Genomic DNA, 20,632 nt, shown 5'->3' with positions numbered 1-20,632 from the left:
CATTCTGCCGGATCGGCAGAAGTGAGCATTCTTTCGGACCGGCTGCCGAGGGACTCCGCGCAGCCTGTCCGCGCAGCCTCTCTGCACACCCCGGTGCCGCATTGCCTGCGCGGTCCCCCGCCAGTTCACCTCACCATCGGCGTTGTCTCCTCCAGTTCCCGCACGGCTGCGTGGATCCGCGCCGCACGAACTGACAGCAGAGGTAGATGTCTGAGGGTGCGTTCTGCCCGCCCGTGGTGTCAGCACGAGCCGAATCCATCGGCAGCGCACCTGCGGCCTCGAGCTCCTCAACGCTCATGCGCGTGCCGATGGCCTCGGCCAGAGGACCGCGCATGAGCAGCGGTCGCTGAGCGAACGCATACGCGTTGAGGAACATCTCACAGTCACAGCAGCATGCGCCCATGCTGCCCAGACGTGCAAGGAGAGCCGTCGCCCGTGGTGCCGTGCTGTCGCGGAAGCTCTCGGCGAAGCGGTGCGTGCCGTTGCAGCCGAACTCCCCGAGCTGTCGGAAGACGTAGCACACGAGACATTCGCCTGGTCGGGGATTGAGGATGCGCGCCGACGCCGTGTCGATGACCTGCCTGATCTCTGGGTTCTCCGTGATGTTGTCCATGACCTCACGTTGCCATCCGGCACTGACATGAGAGAGATTCAGGTCACAGGGAGTTTCGAGTCGCGTCCGATTCTCCTTCCCCGGTGTGCGATTGCTCGAGCCGTCCGCACCGGGCCGCTGCTCAGGGCCGCGCATCGGGTGCGGTCCCCGTGCGATCGGAGGAACCGGCGTCGACGACCACCGTCGCTCCATAGACTGGGGTGATGACCACTCTCGTCATCGGTGAGGCGCTCATCGACATCGTCTCGACTCCCGACGCACCCGACAGGTACGCCCCCGGAGGTGCGCCGGCCAATGTCGCACTCGGCCTCGGTCGCCTCGGTGACGAGGTCGCCCTGCTCACGGACCTCGGAGATGACTTCCACGGCGGATTCATCCTCTCCCACCTGCGGGCCTCGAACGTCACCGTCCATGCAGCCCCTCAGGGTGCGACCTCGACGGCGCGCGCGACCCTCTCCGCCGACGGGTCGGCTGAATACGACTTCCACCTGCGCTGGAATCCCGATCCGACACCGGTCGCAGAGGAGCCGTGGGAGGCCATCCACATCGGCTCGATCGCGGCATTCCTCTCACCCGGTGCGGCGACGATCGACGACCTGCTCGACAACCGTCACCCGTCGACGCGACTGGTGACGTTCGACCCGAACATCCGCCCGACGATCATCGGCGAGCAGACGGCGGCACTGGCCCGATTCGAGGAGCTCGCCGCACGCGTCGACGTCCTCAAGCTCAGCGATGTCGATGCCGATTGGCTCTACCCCGACCTCGCTGAAGAAGCACAGGTCGATCGTCTGCTCGGCCTTGGTCCGGACCTGGTGGCGATGACTCGCGGAGGTGAGGGCGCAATCCTGGCGACCGCCTCGGCGCGGGTGACGGTGGCTTCGGCTCGGGTCGACGTCGCGGATACGATCGGGGCCGGGGACACGTTCATGGTCTCCCTCATCCACGATCTGCACGCCGCGACGTCGGCGGTGTCCGACCTCGGCACTGCGGAGCTGACGTCATTGGGCGACAGGGCGTCGGCTCTGGCCGGGATCACCGTCGGCCGTACCGGCGCCGATCTTCCGTGGGCTGCGGATCTCACGAACTGAGGAATTCGCTGAGCTGTCGCAGGCAGATGTCGTGGCCGTTGCGGTGGCCGTCGATCATTCCCTGACCGACGAAGGAAACGACCTGGTCGACGAGCTCGACTCTGGTGCCTGTCGAGGTGGCCGTCAGGGTCCAGGTGATGATGGCGGTCGAGAGGATCTCATCGTCTTTGGTGAGAGTCTCGGTGGTCACGATGTGACGCTCCGGCATGACAGCGCAGTACTGCCCAGTCGATGCGAACTCCAGTGCTCCAGGCGCCCCGCAACGGGCACGGATCGATCCACCGGGGTGGAATTCGTCGATGTCGCAGACCATCTCCTCCCCTTCGGGGACTCCCCACTGCACGCGCTGATCTGCATCGGCGAAGGCGGTCCACACTGCAGAGACCGGGTGTTCGATATCAGCACCGAGGCTGATCGTCGCGGTCACAGGTGCGCCCTGATCGTCTGCGAACTCACTCACCGAAGAACACCGCCTGGTTCCCGTCCGGAACGGCGATCGGGAGAATGCGGCGCCCGCCCCCTGGGGACGACTCGTCCTCCTCGCTGCCGACGCTGATGCCGGCCATGAGTTCGCTCACCATGATCGCTCCTTCGGGATCAGTATCGGGATCAAAGCGATTGCATTCTGCAATTGCTTATTCCATGGAACCACACCTCGAAGGATCAGACAACAGATTCGTCCCAGCGAACTCAGCACAGCAATCCCCGATCATCGGCGCCGGCCGCAACCAGGTTCGACGACCGACTCAGCTTCCGGCGATCGCCGCGTCGACAGCAGCCTGCAGCCGTTCTGAAGCGCGCGGTGAATCCGGGTCGGGACGCGGAACGCCGAGGTGAGTCTCCCTCAGCTCCTCCATAAGGCCGGAGACGAGCTGAGGGTCTTCGGTCATGAGTCTGGATCGGATCGTCAGCTCCGGTGAGGTCTCGCGGTGGGTCATCCCCCAGGTTCCGAGTGCAACCATGACCGGCAGGGTCTGGATCCCCGCCTCGGTGAGCGAGTATTTCGCCTTCTGACCGCGGACCGCCTCCGCCTTGGTCAGGAGCCCTTCGTCCACGAGTTTCCTCAGTCGGCTGGCGAGCATGTTCGAGGCGATGCCCTCGTTGTTCTGCGTGAGCAGCTCCCGGAAGTGGCGGCGACCGCCGAAGACGATGTCGCGGAGGATGATGAGGCTCCACGAATCGCCGAGCACCTCGACGGCGGCATTGATCGCACAGCCCGACCGCGGTTGCCCAGCCACGCGTCCTCCCTCAAGTGATTGTGTTCTGCAAGTGCATCATCCTACGCTGGGTTCCATTGTCACCGACAATCGACCTGCTCCGGAGGACACCGATGTTCCGCACGCGCATTCACAATCTCTTCGTCTCCCTCGACGGCTTCGCCGCGGGCGATCACGTCACCTTCGATGAGCCCATCGGCGACGCTGCGGCGCTCTTCTCCCGCTTCGACGGTCGCGTCATCATGGGCGTCGATCGCGCTGATGCTCCGATCACCGTCGACCGTGCGCTCTTCAGCATGTGGGGGCAGGGCATCGGCGCCGAGATCATGGGCCGGAAGAAGTTCGGCCCTCAGACCGGGCCGTGGCCCGACGACGGCTGGCAGGGGTGGTGGGATGATGCGCCGCCGTTCGCGACTCCGTGCTTCATCCTCACCCACCACCCCCGGCCGCCCATCGAGTTCGCCAACGGCACCGTCTTCCACTTCATCGACGCCGACCCCGCCACGGCCCTGGAGACGGCGAGGGCCGCCGCGGGCGGACTCGATGTCCGGCTCGGCGGCGGCCCGTCGACGATCAGGCAGTTCCTCGACGCCGACCTCGTCGACTTCATGCACACGATCACCGTGCCGATCGTCCTCGGCACCGGGGTGCGCCTGTGGGACGATCCCGGCGTTCTCGACGAGCGCTTCGCCCTCGAGTCGGTGAGCACGCCCAGCGGGCTGACCCACCGGCTGTGGAATCGGCTCAGCTGAGCGCCTCGGCGAGCGGGGTCGCACCGTCGTAGAAGTTCACGGTCTCCCGCACGTCGGCGTCATTGGCGATGACGTAGGTGATGACATCGGCGACGAGCTCACGCGACGTCTCCGCTTGCCCCTCACCGGGGGTGCGGCCGTCGATGTCACCGCGTTCATCGGCGATGACGACGGCGCCCGGCGAGGGATCGAGGGTGAGATGCCCGGGCCCGAGGATCGTGTAGTCGAGCGGGCTCTCACGCAGGTAGGCGTCCGCGCCGTGCTTGGCCTCGACGTACGGGTAGAACGCGTTCGACGGGTCGACGCGGTCGAGGTCGATGCCGACGGTGGCGTAGGAGACCATGACGAAGCGCTTGACTCCGGCCTGCTCGGTCGCGTCGATCGCGCGCTTGGCGGCCTCGAGGTCGACGGCCTTGGTCCGCTCGGGGCTGCCACCGCCGGCCCCCGCGGAGAAGACGATCGCCGCAGCGCCGGCGAACACCTCGGCGAGGGCATCGGTGTCCGCGGTTTCGATGTCGAGGATGACCGGATGCGCCCCGGCGGCTTCGACGTCACCGGCCTGGTCGGGGTTGCGGATGACCGAGTCGACGGCGAAGCCGGCGGCCGTGAGCTTCGGTGCCGCCAGCAGGGCGACCTTCCCGTGTCCGCCGAGGATGACGACGCGACCTGAGTCCGACATGTGCTTGCTCCTTCGTTGACGTTCAGTGGTGCCCACCGATGGGGCGTGCCCACAACAGCCGCGACCGGCGCTCATTTATTCCGCCGAGGCGGTCCGGCGTTTGGTGCCGATCGCGTGCGATCGCTGTCATTCCGGGGAAGGGACGGGCTGAAGAATTCTGTGCGCGGCACCTCTCAAACCGGCCCTGCCGGAGCACAATGGGAGGCATGACGATCACTGAGCTCTTCGCCGATGTCGCCAAGCGTCCCCTCGAGACGATCGAGAACCTGCCAACGCTCACTCCCGAGGAGCTCAACGCTCACCCCGGGTCCCATCCCAATTCGGTCGCGTGGCTGCTGTGGCACATCGGGCGCGAGGTCGATGTCCAGCTCGCCGGCCTCACCGGTGAGGATCAGGTGTGGGAGCGGTTCCGCGACCGCTTCGACCTCGGTCCGATCGGCGATACCATCGGCTACGGGCACACCCCCGAACAGGCCTCGGAGATCGTCGTCAACGATCAGGGACTCCTCGTCGACTACGCCACCGCTGCGCTCGGTGCCCTCATCGACTACGCGAACCGGCTGAGCGCGGAGGACTTCGATGTCGTCATCGATGAGCATTGGACTCCCCCGGTGACCCGCGGCGTTCGCCTCGTCTCGATCGTCGACGATGCCGCCCAGCACGCCGGGCAGGCGGCCTATGCCGCCGGGATGCCGCGCTGACCTCGGCTGATCCTTCTACGCCAATCCCACGAGCGTCGGGAGCGCGATCGGACCGGCGCCGAAGACCGCGATCACCGCGGCGAGCGTGAGGAGGAAGAGGTCGTACTCCCATCCGTTGTCGGCGGCCCAGTACCTGCTGTGCCACCGGAAGTTCTGCATCGAGATCGTGATGAGCATGAGCACGACGACGCCGATGCCGGCGAACTGGGCGAGCACACCGGTGGCGAAGGACAGGGCGGCGGCGAACTCCGCGATCGGCACGAACCAGGCCAGCGGCAGGGGCAGGCCGTCGTTCTTCGCGAAGCGGCGCACGTCCTTGAGCTTGAGCAGTGATTCGTGGAAGAACGTGAAGGCGAGCAGACCGCGCACCAGGAGCAGGACGACGGCGATGACGAGCGGCGGCGCGGTGAACACGGCAGACCCCCTTCTGCGCGGACGGCTGACCCGACGCAGTCTACGCGCCGATCACACTGCCTGCGCCTCGATGATGAAGAGCGGATCGGTTCCGACGAATGGTCGACGTGACCAGGAACCCCACACCTCAGTGACGGCGAACCCGGCTGTCGTCAGTTGTGCTTCCAGCGTTTCCCTGCTGCGGAAGACGAAGGTCTCGTCCTCGACGACGATCTCACCGGTGTCGACGAAACGATTCGAGAACCGGACGTGGATGCGCCCTTCGCCGAGGTCGTCGACATCGGCCCATTCCTCCAACAGCCCGTGTTCGGTCACCCGCCTCGTCGCCTCGGGCTGCGACCATGTCTCCCACGCACGAGCGCTCGGATTGCGGCTCTCGAAGGCCAGGACGCCACCTGTGCGCAGTGCAGCGCGGACATCGAGGAGAGTGCCCTGCCAGTCGGGGTCGCTGATGTGCTGGGCGACGTTTCCCGACATGAAGGCGAGGTCGAAGCGCTCGGCCGGGACCGCAGTCGAATCGCCGTTGATCCATTCGACGCGCTGTCCTTCATCTCGACTCGCTGCGAAGGCGATCATCGCGGCCGACGGATCGATTCCGACGACTCGGCGTCCGTCCTCGGCGAGCGAGCGCGTGAGCAATCCCGTCCCGCAGCCGAGGTCGAGGATCCGTCGGGCACCCAATCGGTGGGCGAGCGCACGGAAGTACTCGTGGTCGGCGCCACCGGGATTATCGCGGTCATAGAGTTCGACGATCCACGGATGGTAGTCACCGACCATTGCCCGCCCAGGCGATCTCCGCAGTGCCGCCACCATCGGTCACGGTCGCCTGGACATAGCCGACGGGCTGACGCAGCTCAATCCGGGCCATGGTCCCACTCCCTCCGCAGCAGCCCGTAGACCCAGGAATCGGAGACCACACCAGCCACGATGCAGTCCTCGCGCAGGGTCCCCTCCCGGCGAAAGCCGAGCTTCTCGAGCACGCGGGCCGAACCGATGTTGCGCGTGTCGGCTTCGGCCTGCACACGATTGAGGTCGAGGGCGTCGAACGCCCACGCAAGCAGGGCCCTCGCCGCCTCGGTCGCGTAACCGCGTCCCCAGACCTCCTCGGCGAAGCAGAATCCCAGGGATCCGCTCCGGAAATCGGGGTTCCAGCTGTTGAACGTGACCCAGCCGATGAACGCGCCGTCTGCACGCCGCTCGACGGCCACCCGTGCACCGGTCCCGTTCTCTGCCATGCTCCGGCAGCCGGCCATGAAGCGCGCGATCATCGCCCGATCGGACCACGGCGGGGAATCCCAGTACTCGAGCACCCGCGCATTCGACTGCAGCGCGTAGAGCGCCTCGGCGTCGGCCTCCGCGAACGGACGCAGGCGAAGACGGTCCGTGGTGAGCGTCGGGGTCGGGAGCATCGTTGTCGGCGATGACATGGACTCATCGTGTCACATCCGCTGGGCTCACAGCCGATTCCCGGTCCCCGGGCGCCGTCGGTCCCTTGTGCGAACACTCACGGTCAACTAGGTTGAAGCCGTACCGAGCAGCAAGATGCCTTGCACATCTGTTGCCAGCCGGGGACAACCTCGGCGACGCTCTTCGGAAGGAACCCCATGGCCGACTCAGCACAGGACCGCCAGCCCACCCCGGACCCGGCGGAGAACAACGCCTACTTCCCGTCGCCGTACTCGCTGTCGCAGTACACGGCGCCGACGACCGATTTCGACGGCCTCGGCACCGACGAGACGTACACGGGCGGCAAGTGGAAGGTCCTCGTCATCGCCACCGACGAGCGCTACATGCTCATGCAGAACGAGACATTCTTCTCCACCGGAAACCACCCGGTCGAAACGCTCCTGCCGATGTACCACATCGCCCAGGCCGGCTACGGGATCGACATCGCGACCCTCGACGGGGAACCGGGCAAGTTCGAATGGTGGGCCTACCCGAAGGACGACGAGGCCGTCACTGCGGAATGGGAGGCGACGAAGGAGGCGTTCAAGGCGCCGAAGAAGCTCACCGAGGTGCTCGAACAGGGTCTCGACGACTACGCGGCGATCTTCATCCCCGGCGGTCATGGTGCGATGAACGGCATCCCCTTCAGCGCTGTCCTCGGCGAGACCCTCGACTACTTCCTCGACAACGACCGACTCATCATCACCCTCTGCCACGGCCCGGCCGCACTCCTGGCCTCCGGTGTCGGCCGCGATGAGAACCCCTTCGCCGGATACCGGATCGTCGCGTTCCCGGACACCCTCGATGAGGGTGCGAACATCGAGATCGGCTACCTGCCGGGCAAGATGCCGTGGGCACTCGGAACGGCGCTGACGAAAGCGGGCATCGAGATCGCCAACGAGGACATGACCGGAGCGACGACGCGCGACCGCAATCTCCTCACCGGCGACAGCCCGCTCGCGGCGAACCAGCTCGGGAAGGACTCCGCGAAGGCGCTGCTCGAGCAGTTCGGGAACTGACCCCGGTCGAGCGCCGTCGCCAGTCCCGAGGCGGCCTGTCGCGGGGCGCTCCGTCCCGGAGCGCTCAGTTGCGGGGCACTCAGTCCCGCGTCTCTCCGTCCCGGGCCAATGTCATGTGCAGCAGCGGATACGGCAGTCCGGCGGCGTCGACGGGGCTGCGTCCGGTGACGGTGAAGCCGCGACTCAGATAGAACCCGTAGGCCTGCTCATTCTGCTCGTTGACGTCGACGGCCGTCACGTCCTCGGCGGAGATGACATGGTCGAGAAGTCTCGTCCCGACTCCCTCGCCTCGGTGGTCGGCGTCGATGAAGAGCATCTCGAGGCTGCCAGCGGCGGTGCCGGCGAAGCCGACGGCGACTCCGCCGCGCTCGGCGACGGTGAGACGGACATGCGGGAAGTAGTCCGAGGCCAGCCGCTCCTCGATGGCGTCACGGTGGTCAGCGGCGAGGAAATCGTGCGTCGCGAGCACCGACGAACGCCAGATGTCGACGAGCCGCGGGTAGTCCTCGGCACCTCGTGCCGGGCGGATGAATATGGCATCGTTCACGCCGACCAGCGTAGTCGACCGCAGAGGCTCACCCGCGCACAGTCCCCGACCGTCCCGCACCGAGGACGGTGCTGAGACCGAGTCCGGCGAGCACGATGACGAGGATGGCGCTCAGTCCGATCATCGCCGTCGTCGACGGCAGGACGGTGACCGCCAGGCCCAGGCCGACGACGGGGACGATGAGACCGAGGTAGGCGACGAGGAAGAGACCGGCCAGGGCCGCTCCGCGACGGTCCGCCGAGGTGGTCGCGAGGATCGTGCCGACCGCGCCCTTGAAGAGGAAGCCGGCCCCGGCACCGGCGACCGCTCCCCCGACGAGGAAGAGCACGAGGCTGGCCGAGACCGTGCCGGCGACGAGGAAGCCGAAGCCGAGGATCTCGGCGAGCGCGCCGAGCCGCAGCCGCACCGGGGGTGCCATCCGCTGGGTCGCGGTCTGGGCGAGCGCGGCGGCGGCGAAGACGACGAACGTCACCGCACCGGCGATGAGTCTGCTGGGTTCGTGGAGCGCCTCGGCGAGGAACTCCGGGGTCACCGAGGTGAAGACACCGAAGACGGAGAAGGCCGCCAGTGCCGCGACGGCGGCCTGCCAGAAGCCGCCCCCGGCCCCGGCCCCGCCGGGAAGCTGGGGCCGGTAGCTCGGACGCGACGGCTGCACGTCGACGGTCTCGGGGGCAAGGGCGACGGCGACGATCGACGCGATGAGGAGGACGAGGAACACGAGGTAGGGCACGACGAGGGGGCCGGTGACGTATTGGGCGAGGAAGCCGGCGATCAGCGGCCCGAGTCCGAGCCCGCCGATGTTCGCAGCGATCGAGACGACCTCGGAGCGGGCGGAGTCGGTCGCGTGCGGGCGGTGGCGGCTGTGGAGTTCGTGGAGGTGCGCCGTCGCCGTGGCGGTGAGCATGCCGATGCCCAGTCCCGAGATGAACCGGGCGGCGATGAGCCCCGGCAGATCCGGCCAGAGGAGGAAGATGACCGCCGAGGCGGCCTCGAGGGCGAGCGCGGGGATGATGATGCGCTTGCGGCCCACCCAGTCGGAGATGTGGCCGACGAGGATGAGGCTGATGACGACGCCGACGGCATAGACGGAGAAGACGATGGTGACGACGAACGTCGAGAAGCCGTCCCGCTCGGCATAGAGCGGGTAGAGCGGGGTCGGCAGCGTCGAGTAGGCCATGCCGATGAGGAAGGCGGCGGCGACGAGCCAGAAGCCGAGGCCATGTCGTGTGCTCGTCGTCGTGGGCGTGCTGTGCAGTGTCGTCGTCATGCGGGGTCGTGCCTCTCGATCGTCAGGGGCGCCCGTTGGAGGGGCGCTGCTTCCACTGTCCACCCGCACAGTCATCGTGTCCAACGAATAATTCGGATAGGAGAAATCGCCTCGTGCGATAATTGGTGGATGGATCTTCGCCAGCTCGAGTACTTCGTCGCCGTGGCGAATGCGCAGAGCTTCACCCGTGCCGCCGAGTCCCTCCACGTCTCGCAGTCCACCGTCTCAGCGGGCATCAAGTCACTCGAACGGGAGGTGGGCGTGCCCCTCATCATCCGCACGACGCGGCAGTTCCATCTCTCCCCCGCAGGAGAGGAACTCCTCGTCCGCGGACAGGGACTTCTCGCCGACGAGCAGGCCGCGCTCGCGGCCGTCCGGCAGGTCGACGGGGTCGTCAGCGGTCGGCTCCGCCTCGGTGCGCCTACGTTCGAGCCCCCGTTCGATCTCCCCGAACTCCTCGCCCGCTTCCGGCAGCGCTACCCGGCGGTCGAGCTGCAGCTGATCTCTTCGCCGACCGGGTCGGTGGGGATGCGCCAGGACGTCGTCGACAACCAGCTCGATGCGGCGTTCTCCTCGGATGCCGCGCCCCATCCGGCGCTGTCGGTGCGCGAGATCGCGCGCACTCCGGTCGTCCTCGTCGTCGCAGGTGACCATGAGCTGGCATCCCGGCGCTCCGCGGCGCTCGCCGACATCGCGGCCGAACCGTTCATCGACTTCCCACCGGGGTTCGGGCTCCGCGCGATCGCCGATGAGGCCTTCCGCGCGGCCGGGCTGCGCCGCTCGGTCATGGTCGAATCATCGACGGCGGCGATGATCCTCGCGTTCGTCCGCAACGGCCTCGGCATCGCCCTGCTCCCCGAATCCGCTGTCGGCGATCAGCCCGGAATCGTCACCCTCTCCCTCAGCGACGCCGACCTGACGTGGACCGTCTCACTCATCTGCCATGCCCGCCGGTGGCAGCCTCCCGCCCTCGGCGCTCTCATCGGACTCCTCGATGACGCCGAGACGGATGACGGCGACGGCGACGACGGTGGCAAAGCCGCCGGCCACGGGGATCCAAGCAGTGCCGGACGTCGCTGACGTGATCGAACAGTCACCTTGTCAGGTGGAGACGCCTCGGCGACGGGCATAGACTGGCCGCGCGCTCCGGCACAGGAGCGATCCCCATCGGCTGACCGACGGGTCTCATCCACGGCTCGCTGCGTCGGCTCGGGAAGCCACTCGCAGGAAGGACAGACCCCATGTACGCATTCTCCAGCCCCTCGCACTACGTCCAGGGGAAGAACGTCATCGCCGACCTCGCCGACCATCTCGCACCCCTCGGCACCACTCCGCTGCTCATCGCCGACGACACCGTCTGGGGTCTCGTCGAAGCACCGATCGAGAAGAGCTTCAAAGGCGCGGGCATCGACGTCGTCCGCGAGTCGTTCAGCGGCTTCGCCACCCCCGAGACGATCGACGGACTGGTCGAGCGAATCCGGTCGGGCGGTCATGATGTCATCGTCGGCCTCGGCGGAGGTTCGGCGATCGATTCGGCCAAGGCCGCCGGGCACAAGGCCGGCATCAAGTGGGCATCGATTCCCACCGCGGCGTCCTCGGATGCCCCCACCTCGGGGCTGTCGGTCGTCTACACCGCTGACGGCGAGTTCCTCGAGTACCGCTTCTTCCACAAGAACCCCGACCTCGTCCTCATCGACACCCAGCTCGTGGCGAACGCACCGGTGAACTTCCTCATCGCCGGCATCGGCGATGCGCTCGCGACCTGGATCGAAGCGCGGGCAACCGCACGCGGCACCGGTGAGACGATGTCCGGTGGGCGCCCGACCCAGGCTGGCACCGCGCTGGCGCATCTGAGCTGGGAGATCCTCCACGAGAACGCCCTCGCAGCGATCGACGCGGTCAACGCGAAGACTGTCACCCCGGCCCTCGAGGCCGTCGTCGAGGCGAACACCCTGCTCTCCGGTCTCGGCTTCGAGGCCGGCGGCCTGGCGGCTGCCCATGCGATCCACGACGGGCTGACGGCGGCTCCGCAGACCCACGGTCTCGCCCACGGGCAGAAGGTCAACGTCGGCACTCTCGCCCAGCTGATCATGGAAGGCGCCGATGCCGAGGAGATCGAGGACTTCATCGAGTTCACGACCCGTGTCGGTCTGCCCAACACCCTCACCGAGGTGGGGCTGAGTCCTGATGACGCGAAGGAGCTTGAGGCGGTGGCGAAGGCGGCGACCGTGCCCGAGGAGACGCTCCACAACATGCCGTTCCCGGTGACCCCGGAGATGGTCGTCGACGCCCTGCGCGCGGTCGAATCCGTCTCGCGCCGGGTCCGCGCCGAGCGCGGACTGCCCGAGCCGAAGAAGTACGAGGCGAAGGGGCACTGAACCTACCGGTCGTCCAGGTTGGGTACGTCTGGTTGCGGGCGCGATGTCGAAGATATGTGTCGTCGGCGGTGCGGCGGCTGGCTCGTGGTCATCGAACAGTTCGATTGCTGAAACCCTCGGGGCGTTCTCGGTCGCGTTTCGAGGGCCGCGGAATCTCCCCTGACCGATGGACACATCGCTAGCATGGCAGCATGACAGTGGATTATCAGCTGGACGACCGTCCCACGCGGGATGAACTGCTCGCGCTTTACGAATCGGTTGGCTGGTCGAATTACACCACCGATCCGGATCGTCTTGTCGCAGCGATACACGGATCGAGGTGTGTCGTCACCGCCCGGAACGACGGTCAGCTGTGTGGATTGGCCCGTATGGTCGGAGACGGCGCGACGATTGCGTATCTCCAAGACGTCCTAGTCGCGCCTGACCCCCAACGGCAGGGAATCGGCAGATCACTGGTTTCCACGGTGTTCGAGAAGTTCGAGGACGTGCGCCAGAAGGTTCTCGTCACAGATGATGAACCGAGGCAACACGACTTCTACCGATCCTTGGGGTTCGCAGATTTTGACGATACCGCGCCAAGGCTCCACGGTTTCATCAAACTCAGTTGACAGAGTATGGGATCGATCGTCACCAGCAATCGACGAAGTTCTGCGCCAATTGTTCCTGTCCGCTGATAGCTAGATTTCGTCGCGAGTACTCTGCGTCATCGACCCGACGCTAGACCGACACAGAAAGAGACGAGTGATTCCAGGCACCGTCAACGAACTCTCCGCCCATGATCGGATGATCCTCGACTTCGAGCGGTCACCGTCATCGGCGGATACTCGCGTGGTTCTGTGCCGACGCATCGAACTGGCCGTCGAGAGGTATTCCGCGGTGCTCGAAGGACTCGCTGACACCGACGCGGCGTTCGGCTACGCCCCGGATGTCGTTACTCGCATCCGTCGGCTGCGCTCGGAGCGCTTCGCCTTCGAGCGGCGGAAGGGCCGCTGGCGCTCGTTCATGCCGTAGGGCGCTCGTTCACGGCGCTGCACAATCAGCCGAAGGTCTTGCGAAGCGTGGCCACCGAGATGTGCGGCCAGCCGACGATCCCCTGGTCCGGCATGAGCAGGATGCGGAAGTTGAGGACGCACATCTGCGCGTATTGGATCTGCATGATCGTCGGCTGGTTCGGATGGGTGAGCCGCTCGACCCACATGGTCGCGTAGACGAGCGTGGTCTGCGCGTTCGGCCCTTTGTCTCCCGTCGGCACTCCCCCGAGCAGAAAGGGCAAGTTGGTCAGGCCTCCGTCGGCGAGTTGCGGTTCGACGGTGACGTGCGGGCCGTACGGATCGTTCCGGTGTTTGCGGAAGCCGACCTTGGCCTGCGTCATCACGTTGATCGCGACCCCGTCGATCGAGTAACCGGCCTCGACCTTGTCATGGATATCGGCTTGGAGAAGGCGAATGGGATCGTTGACGACATCCTGCATGGGCACGCCGAGGATGTGGTCGGGAAGCGGTGGCTCCGGCGGGTGCGTGCTGTAGGGAGTGCGGGGGTTCTCCGGGCCCTCGGCGACGCTGAGGTCGAACTGCTGGAATGGTTTGAGGTGATCGGTGCGTGAGGTCCCGGCCTCCGAGCTGCCGGCTGCGTTCATGATCGCCTCATCAGGAGGTGTCACCCCGGTGATCGGGGTGCTGTTGAAGGAGAGGAAATCCGAGTATCCGTAGGGCTGGTCGCCGATCGGAAGCACGGGTGGCGCACCGGAGAACGGCACGACCGTTCCCTGGGCGTTGAGGGTGTTGCCGTGCGGGATCGACGACATGCGGTAGACGATCTGTCCGTTGGAGGGATTGCGCAGAGGCGGATACTCAGCCGGCGGTTGGATCATCCACATGCCGGGTTCGATGTGCAGCGCGCTGTGGGTGTCCTTGTCGCTGACCTTGTGCAGGTAGGTGAGACCGTGGAGATCGACGCCGTCTCCGCCGCAGGCCCGGTTGGGCACCGGTGAGCCGATCGGTGTGACGTCGTAGGTTTCCTCGGTCTGGTTGAGCTGGAGATAGAGATTCGCGCGCCCGGAGTAGTCGGGTCGTGAGATCAGATTGAATCCGTGTCCGCGCCAGGACCCAGCGAGTTCCTGCAGACCGCCCAAACACGAAAGCACATTGCTGTTGTCCGGGCTGAAGCGAACCGTTGACTCCGACATCGCACACTCTCCTTCGAGGAATCCGGAATTCTCGGATCAAGCGGGCACGGCGTTCAGCCGTCGTCCGGGTCACCGCACACTCCGACCCCGGTGCTGCATCCGAGGAAAGCCATATTGCCACATGTCTGCATCGGCTGAACAGGTCTGCTCGGGAGAGCTCGGGCACCGAACAGCGTTCTTCCCGGCGAGGGTCCATCGCCGGGAAGAGCGCCGTGCGATGCTGTCAGCCAGCTACTGAGCGAACGATCTCCGCGATCCGCTTCTCCGTGGCGGCATCGACGGTCTCGAAGTACCAAGCCGCAGGCATGAGAGCCCCGTCTTCACCACCGGCGGGGTTGAACGGAGTTTTCTCGGTGAGTGCGAGGTTCAGCCGTTCGTCGTTGCGCAGGGTGATCAGTGCCGGAGTGCTGGCGGAGGCGGCGTAGGCGGGCATCCCGTACCAGATCCGGGGTTTGAGCTCCGGTGCGGTTGCCACGATGAGGTCGTGCACCTGCTGCATGGTCGAGCGTCTCGGCTCATCCATGGCAGCGATCTTGTCGATGACCTGCGTGAGGTTCTTCTCATCCTTCGATGACATGTCGTGTCCTTTCATCGGCCGATGTCGAGCATCGGTGGGCAGAAGTCGGCGCGATGACGCGCCGCACCCCATCCGGACATGTCCTGAGGATCTCAAGCCTCTCCGCGATGATTCACGTGGTCCTCACGTGGAAGTGCAGTCGGTGACGCAGAGGGCCACCGAGCTCAGTTTAGATGACACTCGTCATCTGGTGCCATGGGGCGATAGCAGTCCGCGGTTGGTCGGGCAGACGGCGCGAATGACCCTCACCGCAGCCGAAGAAGCCCCGCCTGCGTCGGTTGGAACCCGTCAGACAAGCTCAGATGCCCTCGTGACAAGTTGCGGAAGATTCCTGGGAAAGTACGTTACAGTTGCGCTTTTCAGGTCGGCCTGCGACCACCATCGCCACCGTGTCATTGCCACACGTTCCAGCTCCGTCCATCCCTCGCTCTCGAGTGCCGAGGAAGCAGTGACTCGCGCGGCGAAGAAATGTTCAGTCTGATGGACGCGTTCGCCGTGGTTGAGGAAGTTCGCGACTCGGCGATGGAAAGGGCCCACTATCCGCAATTCAGTCAGTCCGGTTTCTTCGCGCAGTTCTCGCGCGGCGGCGCCGGAGAGTGACTCATCACGCTCTACCCCACCACCCACCGTGAACCAGAACCGGACCGTGTCGTCATCGTCGGAAAGATCGCGTCCCTCGAAAAGCAGCACACGTGACGAGGGATCCAGCAAGATCACGCGCGCTGCAGTACGAGTTGAGATAGCCATCGAAAGACGTCCTATTGTGTTTGCACACCAGGTGTGTAGAACCGATCAAATTAGACACCGGATAGTCGCCGGCTCGAGTGAGTACAACCACGACGAGAACTCAGTCGCCCTACCTACGGAGTGCGTCACTGACGATATATATAGAATTGGTACTTCACAACAATCCCAAACGTCGGGCACGCTGGTCAGCGCCAACGTTGATCGTTTCCTCGGGCACGCGTCACGCGACTTTCAGCGGCGTGATCGCGGCGACCTTGTCCCGCAGTGCCCGACGTTCGATCCGCAGCTCGTAGTTCGACTGCAGGTTCATCCAGAATTCCTCCGAGGTCCCGAAGTACCGTGCCAGCCGAATCGCCGTGTCTGCGGTGATACCCCTCTTGCCGTGCACGATCTCGTTGATTCGGCGCGGCGGCACTCCGATGGACACGGCAAGCTTGTTCTGGGTGATCCCGAAACCCTCGATGAAGTCCTCCATCAGGATTTCTCCCGGATGAACAGGCTCGATCAGGTCTTTCTCAGTGGTAGTCGACGAGTTCGACATCGTCCGCTCCTCCCTCTCTCCAGACGAAGCAGATGCGCCATTGCGCGTTGACCCGGATGCTGTGCTGACCCACACGATCGCCGACGAGTTGCTCCAGACGATTCCCTGGCGGGATCCTCAGATCCTCGACATCGTTCGCCGCGTGGATCAATTCGAGCTTTCGAAGAGCCGCTCGTTGGACCATCCGGTCTACGCGTTTGACGTACTGCTCATGCCAGATGCGCTCGGTGTCCTTGCTGCCGAACGATCTGATCATGGAACAACTATATAACTAACTTCGTCAATAACGCTAGGCGTTAAACCAAAACTCGACCGGGTTCCGGCGGGACCGTCATCAGATTGTCGCCCGGCGACACCGTCCCCTTTCGGTCGGCGCCACAGGGCAGGCTCGCCCGCGGCGACCTACGCTGCAGGGCGACGCGCTTCTCGTCGACCCACTGTACGCATCGTCACGACTTCGCTCGGCAACGACGAGATCGATGCGTACAGTGGTTGACGCAGGTGATCTCCGTCAGGAGGAGGCGTGATGACAGGACCCGACACACTGTTCCCGGGATCTCTTCGAGCCCACTACGATGCCTTCGCCTCATCGATCGCAGCGGCCGGAGGGGCAGAGGAGCAATTCGCGCGCACCCAGGTGGCATACCGCGTGAAGCGCCAGTTCGCGTGGCTCACACCCGTCACTCGAACACGGTCGCTTCTGACGCTCGACATGTACGAACCACACGAGGATCCGGTCGTAGACGAGATCATCCCGTTCCGCGCGGACAAGTTCACACACCAGATCACCGTCGACTCCGCCGAGACGATCACCTTGGTCGCGAACCGGAACTGGTTCGAACTGGCCAGGGCGTGGGGCGGCAAAGAGGGCGCCTCAGCTAGACGTTGAACCGGAACTCCACGACGTCCCCATCAACCATGACGTAATCCTTGCCTTCCATCCGCACCTTGCCGGCGGACTTCGCAGCAGCCATCGAGCCGGTGGCGTCGAGATCGTCGAAGGAGACGACCTCGGCCTTGATGAAGCCCTTCTGGAAGTCGGTGTGGATGACTCCGGCCGCCTCGGGGGCAGTCGCACCCTTCGGGATCGTCCACGCGCGCGATTCCTTCGGCCCCGCGGTCAGATAGGTCTGGAGACCGAGCGTGTCGAACCCGACGCGGGCGAGCTGATCGAGTCCGCTCTCCTCCTGACCGGTCGACTCGAGCATCTCCCGCGCCTCGTCCTCGTCGAGCTCAGCGAGCTCGGACTCGAACTTCGCATCGAGGAAGATCGCCTCGACCGGGGCCACCAGCGCCCGCATCTCGTCCTTCTTCGCCTCATCGCCGAGCACCTCGTCGTCGACGTTGAAGACGTAGAGGAACGGCTTCGTCGTCATCAGCTGCAGCTCCCGCAGCGGCGCGACGTCGAATTTGTCCGTGTGCATCGCTTGGTAGAGCGTCCGTCCGCTCTCGAGGATCGCCGTGGCGCCATCCATCGCCGTGAGCAGCTCGGCCGGCGCCCGCTTGCCCTTGACGTCCTTCTCGATCCGCGGTCGCGCCTTCTCCAGGGTCTGGAGGTCGGCGAGGATGAGCTCGGTGTTGATCGTGTCGATGTCATCGGCCGGGCTGATCTTGCCGTCGACGTGGACGACATCGTCATCGACGAAACCGCGGATGACCTGGCAGATCGCGTCGGCTTCGCGGATGTTCGCGAGGAACTGATTGCCCAGCCCCTCACCCTCGGAGGCACCGCGCACGATTCCGGCGATGTCGACGAAGTCGACGGTCGCGTTGAGGATCCGCTCCGACCCGAAGATCTCGGCCAGGCGCGTCAGCCGCGCATCCGGCAGGGGCACAACGCCCACATTCGGCTCGATCGTCGCGAACGGATAGTTCGCCGCGAGAACCTGGTTCTTGGTCAGTGCATTAAACATGGTCGACTTGCCGACATTGGGCAGTCCCACGATTCCGATTGTCAGTGCCACGGTAGTCAAGTCTATCCCGGCGCCGAGGCGGTCCCCGAATCCTCGTGTCCGTGCCGTCTGTCACCCTGAAGTCATGAATGCATTTCCCGCCGCCGGCGTCATCGCCGCCTTCTTCCTGGCGATCGTCCTCAGCGCTGCCCTCGGTTTCCTCCTCGGCCGCGCCCTCACCCGCTCCCACTACGTCGAGCGCCTGACCCGCGCGGAGACGACCTCCCAGATCCTCTCCACCCGGACCGAGGACCTCGAAGCCGATGCCCAGATGGCCGGCGAGATCACTGCGGCCATCGGCCCCCTCGCCGCCAGTGTCCGGCAGCTGCACGAGAGCGTCCGCACTCAGGACAGGGCTCAGGTCGAGCAGATCACGCGGCTCAATGCCCAGATCTCGCATTTGAGCCAGCAGAATCTGCGGCTGCAGGAATCGACCGGGTCGCTCGCGAATGCTCTGAACTCCACGACGCAGCGCGGCGATTGGGGCGAGGTGCAGCTGCGGCGCATCGTCGAATACGCGGGACTCCTCCCCCACGTCGACTTCGATGCGCAGGTCAGCGTCGAACGCGTTGGACAGCGCCACCGTCCCGACATGATCGTGCATCTGCCCGGCGGGGGCACCATCGTCATCGATGCGAAGACCCCGCTGTCGGCGCGGATCGGCGAGGGAGAGGAGGCCGACGGCAGTCATGCCCGCGCGCTCCTGCGCCATGTCGATGCGCTCGCGTCGAAGGAGTACTGGAAGGCGTTCGAGACCGCACCGGACTTCGTCGTGTGCTTCGTCCCCACCGACGGTCTGCTCTCGGCCGCGGCCGCGACCTATCCGAAGATGATCGATCACGCCCTGGGCAAGAACGTCGTCCTCACCTCTCCTGCCACGCTCCTCGTCCTGCTCAAGACCGTCGCGCTCAACTGGCGGCAGGCGGAGATGAGCACGTCGGCGGCTGAGGTCCTGCGTCTCGGCACGGAACTCTACGAACGCGTCGGCACACTCGTCTCGCATGTGTCGAAGTTGGGTTCGAGCCTCGACCGCTCCGTCGAGGACTACAACCGGTTCGTCTCCTCGTTCGAATCGCGCTTCCTCGTCACGGCCCGGAAGTTCCCGTCGACGGGCATCGTCAGCGAGGAACTCGACGCGGTCGCCGAACTCGACTCCCGAGCGCGTGGCGTCAGTGCTGCCGAACTCTCACGCCCGAGCTTCGGCACAGACGACCCGACACAGTTGAGAAGGAGGCACACCGGCACCGACTGAGACGAGCAGACAGTTGCGCGATTCGTCCGATCGGCGCGTCCGGAGAGGGGCGAACAGCTCACGCGTGCGGCTAAGGGTCGAACGGTGCACGCGTCGGGTGACGGGGCGAACAGCTCAGATGATGTCGTGCTGACGGTCAGCGCCGTCGCGCTTGTTCGACGTCTTCTTGCCTGCCGCCTTGAGGTCCTTGCGCAGTTCGCGCGGCAGCGAGAACATGAGATCCTCTTCGGCGGTGACGACTTCCTCGACGGACGCGAAGCCGTAGTCGGCGAGGAGTCCGAGCAGTTCCTGCACGAGGCCGTCGGGGACACTCGCACCCGAGGTGACGCCGACGGTGGCGACATCGTGGAACCACGTCTCATCGACCTCGCGGGCAAAGTCGATGCGGTGGGCCGCCTTCGCCCCGTGCTCAAGAGCGACCTCGACGAGGCGCACCGAGTTCGATGAGTTTGCCGACCCGACGACGAGCACGAGATCGGCCTGCGGGGCGATCTTCTTCACCGCGACCTGACGGTTCTGGGTGGCGTAGCAGATGTCATCGCTCGGCGGGTCCTGCAGCTGCGGGAAGCGCTGACGGAGGATGTCGACGGTCGCCATGGTCTCGTCGACGCTCAGCGTCGTCTGCGAGATCCACACGAGGTTCTCGGTGTCCTCGACCTCGACGGTCTTCGCTTCCTCCGGGTTCTGGATGAGCGTGATGTGGTCCGGAGCCTCACCCATCGTGCCTTCGACCTCTTCGTGACCGGCATGGCCGACGAGGAGGATGCGATAGCCGTCGCGAGCGAACCGGACTGCCTCCCGGTGGACCTTCGTCACCAGCGGGCACGTCGCATCGATCGTCGCGAGATCGCGGGCGGCCGCCTCGGCGTGCACGGCTGGGGAGACACCGTGAGCGGAGAACACGACTCGCGCGCCCTCGGGAACCTCATCGGTCTCATTGACGAAGATCGCGCCGCGCTCGGAGAGCGTTTCGACGACGTGCCGGTTGTGGACGATCTCCTTGCGCACATAGATGGGGGCCCCGTAGTGCTCGAGCGCGCGCTCGACCGCGATCACGGCGCGATCGACTCCGGCGCAGTAGCCGCGCGGAGCGGCGAGCAGCACCTTCTGGTCGCTGCCGGCCGGGGTCCGAATATCGTCCGGGGCGATGCGCTTGCGCGGGATCGTGGGCATGGGAACAGAAACGGCAGTCACAGGAACAGTCTAAGTGTCGCGGCTGAGCGTGAGCCACAAAGGTGAACCATTCCACAGGCA

27 protein-coding genes are annotated in these 20,632 nt (G+C 65.6%); 10 read left to right on the top strand and 17 right to left on the bottom strand.

Annotation, left to right across the window (positions count from 1 at the left end; genetic code table 11):
• Nucleotides 1-130 precede the first annotated feature (130 nt).
• Nucleotides 131-613, bottom strand: coding sequence for a DUF2695 domain-containing protein (locus ACFQ91_RS04860; RefSeq protein ID WP_376872482.1), 483 nt, complete (start codon nucleotides 611-613; stop codon nucleotides 131-133).
• A 203-nt stretch (nucleotides 614-816) separates the two neighbouring features.
• Between ACFQ91_RS04860 and ACFQ91_RS04855 the strand changes: the two genes are divergently transcribed.
• A complete protein-coding gene (locus ACFQ91_RS04855) occupies nucleotides 817-1,704 on the top strand; it encodes a carbohydrate kinase (RefSeq protein ID WP_376904049.1) in 888 nt (295 codons plus the stop codon).
• On the opposite strand, the gene ACFQ91_RS04850 is transcribed toward ACFQ91_RS04855, so the two are convergent.
• From ACFQ91_RS04850 to ACFQ91_RS04840, 3 genes are all read right to left on the bottom strand, one after another.
• Nucleotides 1,694-2,164, bottom strand: a complete 471-nt coding sequence (locus ACFQ91_RS04850; RefSeq protein ID WP_376872358.1) for an SRPBCC domain-containing protein — start codon at nucleotides 2,162-2,164, stop codon at nucleotides 1,694-1,696. The two genes, ACFQ91_RS04855 and ACFQ91_RS04850, sit on opposite strands and share 11 nt — an antisense overlap.
• Nucleotides 2,157-2,285, bottom strand: coding sequence for a hypothetical protein (locus ACFQ91_RS04845; RefSeq protein ID WP_376872361.1), 129 nt, complete (start codon nucleotides 2,283-2,285; stop codon nucleotides 2,157-2,159). The genes ACFQ91_RS04850 and ACFQ91_RS04845 overlap by 8 nt, the downstream gene beginning before the upstream one ends.
• A gap of 165 nt (nucleotides 2,286-2,450) precedes the next feature.
• Nucleotides 2,451-2,942: a winged helix-turn-helix transcriptional regulator gene (locus ACFQ91_RS04840; RefSeq protein WP_376872364.1), complete on the bottom strand. Its 492-nt coding sequence runs from the start codon at nucleotides 2,940-2,942 to the stop codon at nucleotides 2,451-2,453.
• 92 nt (nucleotides 2,943-3,034) lie between these two features.
• Between ACFQ91_RS04840 and ACFQ91_RS04835 the strand changes: the two genes are divergently transcribed.
• Entirely contained in the window at nucleotides 3,035-3,673 is a 639-nt protein-coding gene (locus ACFQ91_RS04835; protein ID WP_376872367.1) for a dihydrofolate reductase family protein, read from the top strand.
• On the opposite strand, the gene ACFQ91_RS04830 is transcribed toward ACFQ91_RS04835, so the two are convergent.
• Complete coding sequence (locus ACFQ91_RS04830) at nucleotides 3,666-4,352, bottom strand: SDR family oxidoreductase (protein ID WP_344251224.1); 687 nt, start codon at nucleotides 4,350-4,352, stop codon at nucleotides 3,666-3,668. The two genes, ACFQ91_RS04835 and ACFQ91_RS04830, sit on opposite strands and share 8 nt — an antisense overlap.
• 206 nt (nucleotides 4,353-4,558) lie before the next feature.
• On the opposite strand from ACFQ91_RS04830, the gene ACFQ91_RS04825 reads away from it, so the two are divergent.
• Nucleotides 4,559-5,053, top strand: coding sequence for a DinB family protein (locus ACFQ91_RS04825; protein WP_376872373.1), 495 nt, complete (start codon nucleotides 4,559-4,561; stop codon nucleotides 5,051-5,053).
• Nucleotides 5,054-5,068: 15 nt separating this feature from the next.
• Here ACFQ91_RS04825 and ACFQ91_RS04820 read toward each other — a convergent pair whose 3' ends face one another.
• From ACFQ91_RS04820 to ACFQ91_RS04810, 3 genes are all read right to left on the bottom strand, one after another.
• Nucleotides 5,069-5,467 (bottom strand): DoxX family protein, encoded by a 399-nt coding sequence (locus ACFQ91_RS04820; RefSeq protein WP_376872376.1) that lies wholly within the window; start codon nucleotides 5,465-5,467, stop codon nucleotides 5,069-5,071.
• Nucleotides 5,468-5,518: 51 nt separating this feature from the next.
• Nucleotides 5,519-6,244, bottom strand: coding sequence for a class I SAM-dependent methyltransferase (locus ACFQ91_RS04815; protein ID WP_376872379.1), 726 nt, complete (start codon nucleotides 6,242-6,244; stop codon nucleotides 5,519-5,521).
• 77 nt (nucleotides 6,245-6,321) lie between these two features.
• A complete protein-coding gene (locus tag ACFQ91_RS04810; protein WP_376872382.1) occupies nucleotides 6,322-6,894 on the bottom strand; it encodes a GNAT family N-acetyltransferase in 573 nt (190 codons plus the stop codon).
• Between the two features lie 177 nt (nucleotides 6,895-7,071).
• On the opposite strand from ACFQ91_RS04810, the gene hchA reads away from it, so the two are divergent.
• Nucleotides 7,072-7,932 (top strand): glyoxalase III HchA, encoded by an 861-nt coding sequence (gene hchA / locus ACFQ91_RS04805; protein ID WP_376872385.1) that lies wholly within the window; start codon nucleotides 7,072-7,074, stop codon nucleotides 7,930-7,932.
• Between the two features lie 79 nt (nucleotides 7,933-8,011).
• Here hchA and ACFQ91_RS04800 read toward each other — a convergent pair whose 3' ends face one another.
• Both ACFQ91_RS04800 and ACFQ91_RS04795 read right to left on the bottom strand, forming a co-directional pair.
• Nucleotides 8,012-8,479, bottom strand: a complete 468-nt coding sequence (locus ACFQ91_RS04800; RefSeq protein WP_376872388.1) for an acetyltransferase — start codon at nucleotides 8,477-8,479, stop codon at nucleotides 8,012-8,014.
• A gap of 28 nt (nucleotides 8,480-8,507) precedes the next feature.
• On the bottom strand, nucleotides 8,508-9,746 hold the full coding sequence (locus tag ACFQ91_RS04795) for an MFS transporter (protein ID WP_376872391.1): 1,239 nt from the start codon (nucleotides 9,744-9,746) through the stop codon (nucleotides 8,508-8,510).
• A gap of 129 nt (nucleotides 9,747-9,875) precedes the next feature.
• Here ACFQ91_RS04795 and ACFQ91_RS04790 point away from each other — a divergent pair, with 129 nt between their 5' ends.
• From ACFQ91_RS04790 to ACFQ91_RS04775, 4 genes are all read left to right on the top strand, one after another.
• On the top strand, nucleotides 9,876-10,826 hold the full coding sequence (locus ACFQ91_RS04790) for a LysR substrate-binding domain-containing protein (protein WP_376872394.1): 951 nt from the start codon (nucleotides 9,876-9,878) through the stop codon (nucleotides 10,824-10,826).
• A gap of 161 nt (nucleotides 10,827-10,987) precedes the next feature.
• Entirely contained in the window at nucleotides 10,988-12,124 is a 1,137-nt protein-coding gene (locus ACFQ91_RS04785; protein ID WP_376872397.1) for a glycerol dehydrogenase, read from the top strand.
• A gap of 191 nt (nucleotides 12,125-12,315) precedes the next feature.
• On the top strand, nucleotides 12,316-12,732 hold the full coding sequence (locus ACFQ91_RS04780; protein ID WP_376872400.1) for a GNAT family N-acetyltransferase: 417 nt from the start codon (nucleotides 12,316-12,318) through the stop codon (nucleotides 12,730-12,732).
• Between the two features lie 133 nt (nucleotides 12,733-12,865).
• Nucleotides 12,866-13,135, top strand: a complete 270-nt coding sequence (locus ACFQ91_RS04775) for a DUF3263 domain-containing protein (RefSeq protein WP_376872403.1) — start codon at nucleotides 12,866-12,868, stop codon at nucleotides 13,133-13,135.
• A 25-nt stretch (nucleotides 13,136-13,160) separates the two neighbouring features.
• On the opposite strand, the gene ACFQ91_RS04770 is transcribed toward ACFQ91_RS04775, so the two are convergent.
• The 5 genes from ACFQ91_RS04770 to ACFQ91_RS04750 form a co-directional block, all read right to left on the bottom strand.
• Nucleotides 13,161-14,309 carry a heme-binding protein gene (locus tag ACFQ91_RS04770; RefSeq protein ID WP_376872406.1) on the bottom strand — a complete coding sequence of 383 codons (1,149 nt, stop codon included), beginning with the start codon at nucleotides 14,307-14,309 and terminating at the stop codon, nucleotides 13,161-13,163.
• A gap of 223 nt (nucleotides 14,310-14,532) precedes the next feature.
• Complete coding sequence (locus ACFQ91_RS04765; RefSeq protein WP_376872409.1) at nucleotides 14,533-14,886, bottom strand: DUF1801 domain-containing protein; 354 nt, start codon at nucleotides 14,884-14,886, stop codon at nucleotides 14,533-14,535.
• Between the two features lie 288 nt (nucleotides 14,887-15,174).
• Nucleotides 15,175-15,633: an NUDIX hydrolase gene (locus ACFQ91_RS04760; protein WP_376872412.1), complete on the bottom strand. Its 459-nt coding sequence runs from the start codon at nucleotides 15,631-15,633 to the stop codon at nucleotides 15,175-15,177.
• A gap of 220 nt (nucleotides 15,634-15,853) precedes the next feature.
• Nucleotides 15,854-16,174, bottom strand: coding sequence for a HigA family addiction module antitoxin (locus tag ACFQ91_RS04755; RefSeq protein ID WP_376872415.1), 321 nt, complete (start codon nucleotides 16,172-16,174; stop codon nucleotides 15,854-15,856).
• Complete coding sequence (locus ACFQ91_RS04750; protein WP_376872418.1) at nucleotides 16,149-16,430, bottom strand: type II toxin-antitoxin system RelE/ParE family toxin; 282 nt, start codon at nucleotides 16,428-16,430, stop codon at nucleotides 16,149-16,151. The genes ACFQ91_RS04755 and ACFQ91_RS04750 overlap by 26 nt, the downstream gene beginning before the upstream one ends.
• Before the next feature lie 270 nt (nucleotides 16,431-16,700).
• On the opposite strand from ACFQ91_RS04750, the gene ACFQ91_RS04745 reads away from it, so the two are divergent.
• Nucleotides 16,701-17,063 carry a DUF5655 domain-containing protein gene (locus tag ACFQ91_RS04745; protein WP_376872421.1) on the top strand — a complete coding sequence of 121 codons (363 nt, stop codon included), beginning with the start codon at nucleotides 16,701-16,703 and terminating at the stop codon, nucleotides 17,061-17,063.
• Here the strand turns inward: ACFQ91_RS04745 and ychF are convergent.
• Complete coding sequence (ychF, locus tag ACFQ91_RS04740) at nucleotides 17,053-18,138, bottom strand: redox-regulated ATPase YchF (protein ID WP_376872424.1); 1,086 nt, start codon at nucleotides 18,136-18,138, stop codon at nucleotides 17,053-17,055. The two genes, ACFQ91_RS04745 and ychF, sit on opposite strands and share 11 nt — an antisense overlap.
• A 73-nt stretch (nucleotides 18,139-18,211) precedes the next feature.
• On the opposite strand from ychF, the gene ACFQ91_RS04735 reads away from it, so the two are divergent.
• Complete coding sequence (locus tag ACFQ91_RS04735) at nucleotides 18,212-19,378, top strand: DNA recombination protein RmuC (RefSeq protein ID WP_376872427.1); 1,167 nt, start codon at nucleotides 18,212-18,214, stop codon at nucleotides 19,376-19,378.
• Nucleotides 19,379-19,492: 114 nt separating this feature from the next.
• On the opposite strand, the gene ACFQ91_RS04730 is transcribed toward ACFQ91_RS04735, so the two are convergent.
• Nucleotides 19,493-20,551, bottom strand: coding sequence for a 4-hydroxy-3-methylbut-2-enyl diphosphate reductase (locus ACFQ91_RS04730; RefSeq protein ID WP_198500938.1), 1,059 nt, complete (start codon nucleotides 20,549-20,551; stop codon nucleotides 19,493-19,495).
• Nucleotides 20,552-20,632: the final 81 nt, after the last annotated feature.

Source organism: Brevibacterium sp. NPDC056726 (assembly GCF_042790515.1).
Lineage (GTDB): Bacteria > Actinomycetota > Actinomycetes > Actinomycetales > Brevibacteriaceae > Brevibacterium > Brevibacterium sanguinis.
The sequence above is the reverse complement of the archived record's forward strand: the minus strand, read 5'-3'. Positions and strand labels throughout refer to the sequence as shown.